The following is a 12,984-nucleotide window of genomic DNA, read 5'->3' on the forward strand; positions in this document are numbered from 1 at the left end:
GAGGTTCCGTACGGGCGCACCTGCGCCGTGGCGGCGTCGTGCCCCGGGCGGGCCCGCGGTGCGCTCAGTGCTGTGCGAACCAGCCGGTGACGGCGGGGCGGACGTTCTGGTAGACGTGCTTGGTCTCCTGGTACTCCCCCAGCCCGTCGTGGCCGAGCTCTCGCCCCACGCCGGACTGCTTCATGCCGCCCCACTCCGCCTGGGGCAGGTAGGGGTGGAAGTCGTTGATCCACACGGTGCCGTGGCGCAGCTTCCCGGCCACGCGCTGGGACTTGCCGGCGTCCTGGGACCACACCGCACCGGCCAGGCCGTAGTGGGTGTCGTTGGCGATCGCCACGGCCTCCTCCTCGGTCCGGAAGGTCTCCACGGTCACGGTGGGCCCGAAGGCCTCGTCGTGCACGCAGTCCATGTCCGGGGTGCACTGGTCGATCACCGTGGGCAGGTAGAAGAAGCCGTCCTCCAGCTGCAGGGAGCCGTCCGCGGAGGGGCCCTCGGCGAACGAGCCACCGCACCGGACCCGCGCGCCCTGTTCCCGGGCGTGCTCCACGTAGGCGTGCACCTTGTCACGGTGCGCGGCGGAGATCAGCGCGCCGGTCTCGGCTTTCTCGTCGAACGGGCCGCCCAGTCGGATGCCCTCGGCACGCGCCACGAGGTCGTCCACGAAGCGCTGCGCGATGGACTCCTCGACCACCAGCCGCGCCCCCGCGGAGCACACCTGGCCCGAGTGCACGAACGCCGCGTTCAGCGCGTTGTCCAGGGCGGCGTCGTAGTCCGCGTCCGCGAAGACCACGTTGGGGTTCTTCCCGCCCAGCTCCAGGGCCACCTTCTTGACGGTGGCCGCGGCCTCGCGGGCGATCACGCGGCCCGTGACGAGACCGCCGGTGAAGGACACGAGATCCACGCGGGGATCCGAGGACAGCGGCGCGCCCGCCTCCGCTCCGGCGCCCAGCACGAGGTTGGCCACGCCCGCCGGCAGCTCCAGCTCCTCGAGCACCTGCATCATGAGAATGGCGGTGTGCGGGGTGAGCTCCGCGGGCTTGAGCACGAACGTGTTGCCCGCCGCGAGCGCCGGCGCGATCTTCCACGCGGCCTGCAGCAGGGGGTAGTTCCACGGGGTGATGAGACCGCACACGCCCACGGGCTCGTGGACCACGCGGCTCACCACGTCCGGGTCCCCGGCGTCGACGACGCGCCCGGCGTCGTCCGCGGCGATCCTGCCGAAGTGGTCGAAGCAGTTGGCGATGTCCACCATGTCCTGCTGGGACTCCTCGATCCGCTTGCCGGTGTCGAGGGACTCGGCCCGGGCGAACTCGTCCGCGCGCTCTCGCAGCCGGGTGGCCACGCGCAGCAGGAACGCGCCGCGCTCGGGGGCGGGGACGCCGGACCAGCGGCCGTCGTCGAAGGCCACGCGGGCCGCGGCGATCGCGCGCTCGGTGTCCTCGCGGGTGGCCTCGGCGACGACGGCCACCTCGGTTCCGTCCGCGGGGCACGTGATCGTGCGGGTGCCGCCCTGCTGGGCGGGGACCCACTGGCCGTCGATGTACAGGGTGGTGCTCATGCGTTGTCCTCCTTGGTCGGGGAGCTGTCCACCGGGGCGCCGGTCTCGGCCGCGGGAAGGCCGATCTGGGTGCTGCCCGGGTGCTCGTGGTTGAGCCGGATGAATTCCAGGTGACGCTCGTAGCAGTCCAGTGCGTCGTTGATGAGCTGCTCGGCGGTGTAGCCCAGGACGTCGTAGCCCAGGGAGCCCGTGGCCGTGAAGACCTCCAGGCGGTAGTAGCGGTCCGAGTCCGGATTGGTGCGGAACCCGCCGAAGCCGGGGGTGGGGAACGCCACCGGGTGCACCCGGTAGACGAAGTCCCGCTCCGGGGCCAGGTCCACCGACAGGCACACCTGCTGCAGGGACGGGTTCTCCTCGACCGGGTCGGTGACCACGGTGACCGCGGCCCCGGACCCGCGCAGCTCCGCGGCGAGCGTGTCCAGCGCGGGAGCGGCCACGTCCTTGACGTACCGCTGGGCGGCGCGGGCGCCGGGATAGCTGCCCAGCCGGGACAGCCGGGCCCGCCAGTGCGTGTCCCGGCCGGTGCGCCCGGCCACGGCCGAGCGGCTGGCCACCGCACCGGACTCGGCGGTGCTGACCTCCACGCGCAGGGCCCGCCACAGCCCCACCATGATCAGGTACATCACCACGGAGAACGGCAGGCCCATGATCAGGGTGGCGTTCTGCAGCGTGGTCACACCGCCCACCAGGAGCATGGCCAGGGTCAGCACACCCGTGCCCACGGCCCAGAACACCCGCAGCCACTTGGGGCCGTCCTGGTTGGGGTCGTCGATGCGGGACGTGAAGTTGCTCATCACGAGCGCCCCGGAGTCCGCGGACGTCACGTAGAAGAGCAGGCCCGTGAAGGTGGCGATCGAGGCGGCGAGCGTGGCACCGGGGTACTGCTCCAGCAGCGAGTAGAACGCGCGCTCGGGGGTGTTCATGGCCACCTCGCCGAACTCCGTGTTGCCGCCCACCACGAGGTCCAGTGCCGAGTTCCCGAAGATCGAGATCCAGAGCAGGATGAACGTGAACGGCACGGTCATGGTGCCCACCACGAACTGGCGCAGGGTGCGGCCGCGGGAGATCCGGGCCAGGAACAGCCCCACGAAGGGCGCCCAGGCAATCCACCACGCCCAGAAGAACAGGGTCCAGGCGCTCATCCACTCCTGCGGCGCCTCGTAGGCGAACGTGTCCAGGGTCATGCCCGGGAAGCTCGAGATGAAGTCCCCCACGTTCATCACGATGGCGTCCAGCAGGAACGACGTGCGGCCCGCGAGCAGGACGTAGAGCATGAGACCGATCGCCAGCACGATGTTCAGCTCGGACAGCCGCCGGATCCCCTTGTCCACGCCGGACACGCACGAGACCACGGCCATGCCCACGCCCACCGCGATCAGGGCCGCCTGCACGGCGAGGTTCTCGGGAACGCCGAACAGGGACTTCAGCCCGTAGTTCAGCTGCACCACGCCGATTCCCAGGGAGGTGGCCACGCCGAAGACGGTGCCCAGCAGCGCGGCGGTGTCCACGGCGTCGCCGGCCACGCCGTGGATGCGCTTGCCCAGGATCGGGTAGAGCGCGGAGCGGATGCTGAGCGGCATGCCGAAGCGGTACGCGAAGTAGCCGAAGGCCATGCCCATCAGGGCGTACATGGCCCAGCCGGTGATGCCGTAGTGGAACAGGGTCCACACGACCGCCTGACGTGCCGCCTCCAGGCTCTCGCCCTCCCCCGAGGGCGGCGCGAAGTACTGGCTGACGGGCTCGGAGACCGAGAAGAACATGAGGTCCACGCCGATGCCCGCAGCAAAGAGCATCGCGGTCCACGTGAACATGTTGAACTGCGGCCGCGCGTGGTCGGGGCCCATGCGGACCTTGCCGCCGCGGCTCGCGGCCACCATGATCACGAAGCCGATCACGACCGTGGCGGTGAGGACGTAGAACCACCCCAGGCGGGAGGCCACCCACGCGACGACGCCGCCGATCACGGCGTCGGCCTGCTCAGGGGCGGCAATGGCCCACGCGGACAGGCCGATGATGACCACGGCCGCCGCGATCAGGACACGCCAGTTGACGGGCAGCCGGGCGGTGCCGGAGCTGGCTGCGGACGTGACCGGCGTGGCGCCAGCGGCGGACGAGGGCGGGGTCGAGGACTCACTCATGGGAACGAACTCACGTCTGGGCCGGACGATGGGCGACCCGGGGTCGATGCGTCGTGTTACCGATAAGTAGCAAATTTTCGGCCCTCCCACCTTAGGACAGGCCTCGGGCGAGGGCACATCCGCGCCCCCGCCCGGTCTCCGTCATCCGAGCAGCTTGGCCACGAGCGCGCTCGCGAACTCCTCGGAGACGTCCCCGTAGTTCAGGGAGAAGTCCTCGTCCACGAGCGTGGGCAGCAGACCGGAGCACAGCACCGCGGCGCGGGCGTACAGCCCCGGCAGGGCGGCTCCGATCGGAACGGAGAGCAGCCGCAGCTCGGGGTCGTGGCTGACCAGGGCGGCCCCCAGCTCCCGGGCGGCCAGGTGCTTGCCCAGCCCCGAGGACACCTGCCGGCCGTGGCCGGACTCCACGTCCTCCGCCGTGCGGAACACGTAGCGCGTCTTGTGGTGGTGGTTGATCCGGTACAGCCCGGGGGTGTTGCGGTCCTCTGTGGCCTCCCACGTGGCGTCTGCGGGCACGAACTTCTCCGCCACCCCGTTGTACTGCATCTCGCGCAGCGGCAGCCCGGCCACCACCGAGGACAGCGGCGGGAGGGGGTCGAGCATGACCGGCCCCGCGTCGTACACCACGTCGCACATCCCCTCGGGCAGCATCCGCCCCAGGGCCTCGAGGTCCACGTCCACCAGCATGGTGGTGGCGTGGTCCTCGGGCGAGAGCACGACCACCTCACCGCCCTGGGCCGCAACGGCGCGGGTCACGGCTTCCTCCTGCTCGGTCTTCCACCCGCCCGTGAGCAGCACGGAGCCGTCCACCAGCTGGGTCAGGGCCGGGGAGCAGACCTGCCAGCGGCGCACCGTCCAGTTCTCGTCCCGGATGGTTTCCAGGAACCCCAGGGCCTGGAGGTGGCCCACGAACCACTCCTCGAACCGCTCGGAGTCCTCCAGCTGGCGCGCCACGATCGACAGGCTCGAGCGCTTGCCGCCACCCAGGAACGTGAGCATGTCCTTGAAGGGCGCCCACGAACCGGGGTACTCCCCCTCCTCGGGGCCGATGAACTGCAGGGCCTCCACCGAACCGGTCTGCCCCACCGCGGAGAGCTTGGTGAGGCGGCCGGGGTAGCGCTTGGTGAGCCCGCAGAACGTGCACCGCCCGAACACCCAGGGCGCCTTGGCCTTGGGGTCCATGGGCGGCAGGATCACCTTGTGCTTGCCCGTGACCATGCAGGAGACGTCCGGTGCGGTGGGCAGCTCGTTGCTGCGCTCGGGGAACATCTGCCCCTCCGCGGACTCCCAGCCCGCCACCTCGGGCACCTCGGCCTCCGGCAGCTCGACCTCGTGGGGGGTCATGTTGTCGAACGAGCCCTGGACGTACTCGTCCGGGATCTCGTCCCGGGTGACGGCGGTGACGGGCCACAGGGTCTCCTCGGCCACGTGCACCATCTCACCCTCGTAGCCCAGGGAGCGCTGCGTGATGTAGTAGGAGCTGTCCCGGACCCGGAACTCGAGCCGCTGCTTGACGGTGCGCCCGGAGCGCAGCACCAGCGTGTAGTCGTTGGGCTTGAGGTGACCGTGCTCGGTGGCCAGCTCGGTGGCGCCCAGGCTCACCTGGAACGGGGGAACGCGCGGTGCGGTCAGCTTGGTGCTCGTGAGCTTGAACGAGTGCGGATTGCGCCACTCGCACTCCACGCTCAGGGGGTCGTCGCTGTCGGAGGTCACGGTGAGCTGCGGCGGGCGCAGCGCCGAGAACCGCTCCACGTCCCCCGGGATGCGCAGCCCGCCGGACAGCGTCATGGCCGGCACCAGGCGGGGCACCAGGGCGGAGAAGTTGTCGTTGACCGTGAGGGCGGGATCGCCCGCGCGCAGCACCTGGACGTCGTCGAAGAGCACCCACCCCTCGGCCACGCCGTTCTCCCCCGGCCCCACCACGCGGTAGTCCGGGGAGGCGGAGTCGTCCAGGATGGCACGGACCTGCTCGACCCACTCGGGCTCGTTGCGGACCATGATGCGGCACGGCCACGCCGTGGGGACGTGGTCCACGGACAGGAAGGTGTCCGAGTACGCGTCCTTGGCGAAGACCACCACGGGCCGCGGGTTGCGGGTGAGCGTGAGCTCCCCCGCGGTCACGGTCAGCTGGCCCGAGAGCAGGGTGTCGCTGGTCATGCGGGCGCTGTAGGCGGAGATCCCCAGGAACGCGTCCCCGATGTAGTTCAGGAACATGGTCCGCGGACCGGCGGTGGTGGCCAGGTCCACCTCACGGCCGGGGACCAGCCGCTTGGGCACCACGAAGCCCAGCTCGTAGACCGGGTTGCCCACGTAGTCCGTGCCGTCCGTGAGGGACAGGCCCGGGCTGCGCGAGCCCAGGTGCCGTGAGCCTCGGGTGGCCGCGGCGGCGTCGTCGTCCTGGGAGGACTCCCACGCGGCGAGCTGGGCGAGTGCCACCTGCAGCGCAGGGTCGCGGGTGAGCGGGTTGGACCAGATGCTGCGCATGGACTTGGAGGCGTCCGTGTCCGCGATGTCCAGCCAGAAGTCGATGTAGATCCCGAGTTCCTGCGCGCTCATGCCCTGCGCCGTGGTGAGCTCCAGGTCCTCGAACATCTGGTGCAGCTGGCGCAGCTCCGAGGGGCCGAACAGCGTCTGGGACAGCGCCAGGCCCACCGGCCGGTGGTTCACGGCGTAGGCGGAGGGCAGCCCCAGCTGCCCGTCGAAGGCCTCGAGCCAGTAGCGCAGGGCGTCCCAGTAGGTCTCCGAGTCCTTGCGCACCGAGGACTCCAGGGCCTTGGCGTTGTCCTGCCCCGCCTGCAGCAGCACCGCGAGCGGGAGGTAGAACGTGGACACGGACTTCTTGCCCGTGCGGGCCGCGAGCGCGGACATGTGCCGTCCCGCGAGGGACAGCAGTGCCAGCAGCGCCACGATCGGCGGCGGGCCAATCTTCGTGAGGTCCTCGAGCTGGCGCCGGGACATCCGGTACCAGACCTCGGTGAGCTTGTTGAACGCGTCGAACATCGAGCGGCGGGAGCCGTCCGTGACCAGCAGCGGCGTCACGGAGTCCGCGAGCGCCCGCAGGGTGGACGGCCCGTCCAGGCCGAATTCGGAACCGATCTGCTCGAGCATCTTCTCGTCCAGGTCCAGCTGGACGAGCTCCCCCGCCGCGCGGGGGCCGAAGAACGCACGCGCGACGGCGTCGTTCCAGCGCAGGTACTCGACTTCCTGGGGTCCGGATGCAATCGCGTGGTCTCCCGTGCGGAAACCGGCAGCGTCAGCCACAAATCCTCCGTCTGCGCCGTGGGCGCTTCAGTCGTCACAGTCACCTCGAGTATAGGAGTCCGGGCCGTGCCGTCCCACGGGGGCCGGGCGGAGATTCCCACGACGCCGCCGGGCCGCCTCCGCACAGGCCCTCGCGCAGCCGTGTCCGTACCGGGCGGTACCGTAGTGCGCATGAGTGACGCCGCGCAGTTCCCCGATGCCCGCACGCCGGGCGAGGGCCCGGACTGGCGCAGTGAACTCTCCCGCATCGTCCCCGGCACCGCCTCCGAGCGCGTGGTCTCCGACCCCGACGACGCCCCGGGCGTCGCACTCGAACTGGACCTCTCCCGCGTGCAGAACCGCGCCCCCAGGGCGTGGCGGAGCTCACTCGGGGAACTGCCCCTCGCACTGACCGCGCGGCCCGTGCTGCGCGGGCGCCGCGGCTGGGTGCAGAGCGGCATCGACTGGGGGAACCTGGCCTCCCACGTCCGCGCGGGACGGCTGGGCCCCGAGCAGCTGGACTGGTTCGAGGAGCTGCGCGCCCTGTCCGAGTCCCACCGGGGCAGCTACGCCGCCGAACGCCACCAGCTGCACGTGGAGCGCTACACCTCTCCCCTGCTGTGGCCCATCCTGTCGCGCGCCGACGCCCTGGGCATCCCCCTCGTCTCCCGCAGCTCGGGAGCCCCCGTGGTGCTGGAGCACGAGGGGCGCTTCGAGGTGCGGGTGGACCCGGGCGAGCACGGGGAGCTGAGCCTGCGCCCGCAGCTGATCGTGGGCGAGCACGAGGTGCCCCTGCGCTGGGCCCACATCATCGGTCAGCCCGGTCACGGGCTGTTCTACCCCGAGGCCTCCCCTGCGGCGCTCGAGGACGCCGAGGACCTCAACCGCTTCCCCCTGCACCTGGTGGCCCTGGGGACCCGCCTCAACCAGCAGCAGCGCTCCTTCCTGGACCGCGCGGAGGACCTCACGGTCCCGCAGGACGGGGTGGAGGAGTTCTTCGAGACGTACTTCCCCCGGCTGCACCAGAGCATGCACGTGACCGCCGGGGAGGACTCCCTGGTGCTGCCGCAGGTGGCGGATCCCGAGCTGGTGCTGACCGTCCACCACGACGACCTCACCGAGCGCGTGGAGTGGGAGTGGGAGTACCAGAAGGGCAGAGAGCGCGTGCGCCTGCCGTTCCGGCCCCTGGACCCGCTCGGGGACGAGGTCGTGGCGCGGGAGTCCCGCTGGGAGTCCTCCATGGTCCAGGCCGTGCACCGCCGTGTCCCGGAGCTGGACGTCAAACGCAGCTCCTACGCCGCCCAGGACGCCCTCACGCTGCTGCGGGAGTGGCTGCCGCGGCTGCGCGGCATCCCGGACCTGCGGATCGAGGAGACCGGTGGCGCCCCCGCCTACCGAGAGGTCTCCGAACCCACCGAGATCACCGTCTCCACCGCCCCCACCGAGCACCACGACTGGTTCGGACTGGGAGTCACCGTGAAGGTGGGTGAGCACTACCTGCCCTTCTCGGAGATCTTCCAGGCCCTGGACCGCGGCCAGGACGTCATGCTGCTGCGGGACGGGTCCTGGTTCTCCCTGGACCGCCCGGAGTTCGTCCGGCTGCGCGAGCTGATCGCCGAGGCCCGCACCCTGCAGGAGGACAAGAGCGCGCCCCTGGCCCTGAACCGGTACCAGACCAGCCTCTGGGAGCAGTTCGAGGACCTCGCCACGGACACGCAGCAGGCGGAGCAGTGGCGCACGGGCGTCCGCGCGCTGGCGCACCTGGACGAGATCCCGTCGCCCTCCGTGCCCGAGGCCCTGCAGGCCACCCTGCGCCCCTACCAGTACGAGGGGTTCCGGTGGCTGAGCTTCCTGTGGGAGCACGACCTCGGTGGGATCCTCGCGGACGACATGGGGCTGGGCAAGACCGTGCAGACCATCGCCGCCATGCTGCGCGCCGTGGCCCGCGATCCCCGGCTGCCACCGTTCCTGGTGATCGCCCCCACCTCCGTGGTGGCCAACTGGTCGGCCGAGCTCATGCGCTTCGCGCCGTCGCTGCGGACCACCGTGCTGACCAGCACCAAGGACTCGGTGGCCAACGCCGCGCGGGACTCGCACGTGGTGCTGACCTCCTACGCCCTGCTCCGTCTCGACGCGGATGCCTACCGCGGCGTCGAGTGGGCCGGCGTGGTCATGGACGAGGCGCAGTTCGTGAAGAACCCGCGGACCAAGGCCTACCGCGCCGTGAAGAACCTGAGGGCCCGCACCCGCCTGGCCATCACCGGCACCCCCATGGAGAACAGCCTCACGGAGCTGTGGTCGCTGCTGTCCCTGACCGCACCGGGGCTGTTCCCGTCCAAGAAGCGCTTCACCGAGCACTACCAGCGGCCCATCGAACGCGCGATGGACTCGGACGCCCTGGCCCGGCTGCGCTCCCGCATGAGGCCGTTCATGCTGCGCCGCTCCAAGGCGGACGTGGACCTGCAGCTGCCACCCAAGCTCGAGCACGTGCTGGCCGTGGGGCTCAACCCCGAGCACCGCGCCGCGTACGACCTCAGGCTGCAGCGCGAGCGTGCCAAGATCCTGGGGCTGCTGCGCGACTTCGACAGGAACCGCTTCACGATCTTCCAGTCCCTCACCACGCTGCGCATGCTCGCCCTGGACCCCGCCCTGGTGGACCCCGAGGCCACCGCGGCCTCCTCCAAGCTGGACGTCCTCTTCGAGCAGCTCCCCCAGCTGCTGCAGGAGGGCCACCGCCCCCTGGTGTTCAGCCAGTTCACGAGCTTCCTCAAGATCGTGGCCCGGCGGCTGGACGAGGCCGGGATCGCCTACGCCTACCTGGACGGCAGCACCCGGGACCGCGCCGCGGCCCTCGACACGTTCCGCAGCGGGAAGGCCCCGGTGTTCCTGGTGAGCCTCAAGGCCGGCGGCTTCGGCATCAACCTCACGGAGGCCGACTACTGCTTCCTCCTGGACCCGTGGTGGAACCCCGCCGCCGAGAACCAGGCCGTGGACCGCACCCACCGGATCGGGCAGACCCAGAAGGTCATGGTCTACCGCATGGTCGCGCAGGACACCATCGAGGAGAAGGTCATGGAGCTGAAGACCCGCAAGGCGGACCTCTTCTCCGCGGTGCTCGACGACGACCATGTGTTTTCCGCGAGCCTCGACGCGCAGGACATCCGCTCGCTCGTGGAGCCCTGAGGGCCGCACCACCGGCACCACACAGCGAGTTGGCACTGCAGGCAGAACGTGGGTCCGGCGCCCCGACTCCCCGGCGCCCGTGATCAGGGGAACCGGGCCCCTGGTGCCGGTGGCGGCCACCGCGCGCGTCTCGACCCGAGCTTCGGGGCCCCGAAATCACCCGTGCCGGCTCGTGCGTATGATCCGGAGACATGCCTGAGCCCACCAGCACGCACTCCCCCGTGCCCGGAACCGCCGAACCGACCCCCGCCCAGATCCGCAGGTGGCGCCACTACCTCGCGGACGAGCTTGCCGAGGCGCAGACCTACGAGCACCTGGCCCGTCACAGCACCGGGCGCCACGCGGAGATCCTGCACCGGGTGGCCGAGGGCGAGGGGCGCCACGCGGAGCACTGGCGCCGGCTCCTGGGGCCCCACGCGCAGCGCACGGTCCACCCCGGTCTCGAGGCGCGCATCCTCATGTTCCTGGCCAGGCACGTCAGCTCGGTCTTCGTCCTGGCGCTGCTGCAGCGCGCCGAGTCCCGCTCCCCGTACCGGGAGGACCCCGACGCCACCGCCGCCATGGCCGCGGACGAGGCCGTGCACGAGGAGATCATCCGGGCGCTGGCCACCGACGGCCGCACCCGGCTCTCGGGGAACTTCCGCGCCGCGGTGTTCGGCGCCAACGACGGCCTGGTGTCCAACCTCGCACTCGTCATGGGCGTGGGGGCCACCGGCACGTCCAGCTCGATGGTGCTGTTCTCGGGCATCGCCGGGCTGCTCGCGGGCGCGCTGTCCATGGGGGCGGGCGAATACGTGTCCGTGCGCTCCCAGCGCGAGCTGCTGGACGCCTCGCAGCCCACCCAGGTGACCCTCCGGGTCGCCCCGTCCCTGGACCTGGACGAGAACGAGCTCACCCTCATCTACCGGGCCCGCGGCATGAGCGAGGAGGCCGCGGAGCACCGTGCCGCGGAGCGACTCGGCCACTACGACTGCGACTGCGACCCCTCGCTCTCGTTCCAGGACGAGAAGGCCCGCCGTGCCGCGGACCCTGGACAGGAGAGCGACGACGACGCCGCGGGCTCCGGCGAGCACGAGGCCCTCGGCACGGATCTGGGCGCGGCGGCGTCCAGCTTCTGCTTCTTCGCCTCGGGAGCGGTCATCCCGATCCTGCCCTACATCTTCGGGCTCACGGGCGGAGTCGCCATGGTCGTGGCCATGGTCCTGGTGGGAATGGCCCTGCTGGTCACGGGTGGCTTCGTGGGTCTGCTCTCCGGTGCCTCCCCGCTCAAGCGGGGCCTGCGGCAGCTGGGCATCGGTTACGGCGCGGCCGTGGCCACCTACCTGCTGGGGCTTGTGTTCAACACCGGGGTGGCCTGACCCGCTCTCGCGGGCCCGAAGCGCATCGCCGCAGTCCACGGAAAGTATTGTCCCCTCTAGGGCCCACAAGTGAATCGACTTGGCTCGAGAAATATGGCAATTCGCAGAGGTAAATAGTAGGGATATCATTTACTTTCTGCGTTTCCCCTAGTCACAGCAGGTTTTTCGACGCCCGGCCCGCCCGCACCCGCGGAGGGCGGGGGTACCCGTGTAGGTAAAGCGGTTCTTTGATTCTGCACAGCCTCCGAGCCATCTGTGAAATTCGGATATTCTGGACGCGTGGTTCACTGAACCACTGCAACGGGAGACTTCGCACAGGGAAACCGCCACACCTGCACTGGGGGGTGCACTGTGGCCGGTGCTGTGCGTCGGTAGCCGCTCAGCCCACGGCTCGATCCCGTTGAGGCGTTATCGCCTGCCGGTGGCCGCTGGTTCTCTCACAGAGGCGCACCTCTCCCCGCGCCGGACGGGCTCCTACCGTCCGCTCACGCGGCCACCGGTCGATAACGCCCCTGTCCCGGCGATAAAATCGACGCCGGTCCACGGTGCCGCGGCCCTGCCGCCCCGCGGACCACCGATCCGTCCCGTGACCCCAGGAGCATCCCCTTCATGTCGGCCCAGCCCTCCACGCCCGACGAGCACGTCCTCACCGCCCACTGCCCCGAGGCCTACGGCCTCGTGAGCGCGGTGGCCTCCAACCTCACCAGCCAGGGCTGCGACATCTTCGACGTCAAGCACTTCTCCGACCGCCACGACGACCGGTTCTTCATCCGCTGCCACACCATCAGCGCGCCGGGCACCGTGACCACCGAGTCGCTGATCGAGGGCTTCCGCCCGGTGGCCCAGGAGCACGACATGCGCTTCCGGCTGGTGGACGCCCGCAAGAAGACCCGGGTGCTGGTGATGGTCTCCAAGATCTCCCACTGCCTGGCGGACCTGCTGCACCGGGCGCACGTGGGCTCGCTGCCCGTGGAGATCGTGGCCGTGGTCTCCAACCACACGGATCTGCGCCCGCTCGTGGACTTCTACGGCGTGCCCTTCCACCACGTGCCCGTCACCCGGGACACCAAGCCCCAGGCCGAGGCGGAGCTGCTGCGCCTCGTGGCAGCCCACGACACCGAGCTCGTGGTGCTGGCCCGCTACATGCAGATCCTCTCGGACGAGCTCACGCGGGAGCTCGCGGGACGCTGCATCAACATCCACCACTCGTTCCTGCCGTCCTTCAAGGGGGCCAAGCCCTACCACCAGGCCTACGAGCGCGGCGTGAAGATGGTGGGGGCCACCGCCCACTACGTCACCCCGGACCTGGACGAGGGCCCGATCATCGCGCAGGACGTGATTCCCGTGAACCACGCCCACACCCCCGCGGATCTTGTGGCCGTGGGGTCGGACGCCGAGGCACAGACGCTGTCCCGGGCGGTGAAGTGGCACGCGGAGGGCCGGGTGGTGGTCTCCGGCAACCGCACCATCTGGCTCTTATACACATCTGACGCTGCCGACGACGGAG

The 12,984-nt window shown here is 70.6% G+C and carries 6 protein-coding genes; 3 read left to right on the forward strand and 3 right to left on the reverse strand.

What is annotated here, in order from left to right; genetic code table 11:
• Window positions 1-64: 64 nt before the first annotated feature.
• From D9R02_RS05190 to D9R02_RS05200, 3 genes are all read right to left on the reverse strand, one after another.
• Window positions 65-1,558 carry an aldehyde dehydrogenase family protein gene (locus D9R02_RS05190; RefSeq protein WP_070636178.1) on the reverse strand — a complete coding sequence of 498 codons (1,494 nt, stop codon included), beginning with the start codon at window positions 1,556-1,558 and terminating at the stop codon, window positions 65-67.
• A complete protein-coding gene (gene betT, locus D9R02_RS05195; RefSeq protein WP_039100883.1) occupies window positions 1,555-3,696 on the reverse strand; it encodes a choline BCCT transporter BetT in 2,142 nt (713 codons plus the stop codon). Before betT ends, D9R02_RS05190 begins: the two co-directional genes overlap by 4 nt.
• A gap of 141 nt (window positions 3,697-3,837) precedes the next feature.
• Window positions 3,838-6,957 (reverse strand): hypothetical protein, encoded by a 3,120-nt coding sequence (locus tag D9R02_RS05200; protein ID WP_121566471.1) that lies wholly within the window; start codon window positions 6,955-6,957, stop codon window positions 3,838-3,840.
• Window positions 6,958-7,128: 171 nt separating this feature from the next.
• Here D9R02_RS05200 and D9R02_RS05205 point away from each other — a divergent pair, with 171 nt between their 5' ends.
• The 3 genes from D9R02_RS05205 to purU form a co-directional block, all read left to right on the forward strand.
• On the forward strand, window positions 7,129-10,119 hold the full coding sequence (locus tag D9R02_RS05205) for a DEAD/DEAH box helicase (RefSeq protein WP_121566475.1): 2,991 nt from the start codon (window positions 7,129-7,131) through the stop codon (window positions 10,117-10,119).
• Window positions 10,120-10,310: 191 nt separating this feature from the next.
• A complete protein-coding gene (locus D9R02_RS05210; protein ID WP_121566472.1) occupies window positions 10,311-11,477 on the forward strand; it encodes a VIT1/CCC1 transporter family protein in 1,167 nt (388 codons plus the stop codon).
• Between the two features lie 609 nt (window positions 11,478-12,086).
• A partial coding sequence (purU, locus tag D9R02_RS12455; protein ID WP_121566473.1) for a formyltetrahydrofolate deformylase occupies window positions 12,087-12,984 on the forward strand: 898 nt, incomplete at its 3' end.

Source organism: Kocuria rhizophila (assembly GCF_003667225.1).
Classification (GTDB): domain Bacteria; phylum Actinomycetota; class Actinomycetes; order Actinomycetales; family Micrococcaceae; genus Kocuria; species Kocuria rhizophila.

What these genes read in the sequence shown, in the direction of transcription:
- D9R02_RS05190 (WP_070636178.1), bottom strand. Translation starts at nt 1,558, where the DNA reads ATGAGCACCACCCTGTACATCGACGGCCAGTGGGTCCCCGCCCAGCAG.
- betT (WP_039100883.1), bottom strand. Translation starts at nt 3,696, where the DNA reads ATGAGTGAGTCCTCGACCCCGCCCTCGTCCGCCGCTGGCGCCACGCCG.
- D9R02_RS05205 (WP_121566475.1), top strand. Translation starts at nt 7,129, where the DNA reads ATGAGTGACGCCGCGCAGTTCCCCGATGCCCGCACGCCGGGCGAGGGC.
- D9R02_RS05210 (WP_121566472.1), top strand. Translation starts at nt 10,311, where the DNA reads ATGCCTGAGCCCACCAGCACGCACTCCCCCGTGCCCGGAACCGCCGAA.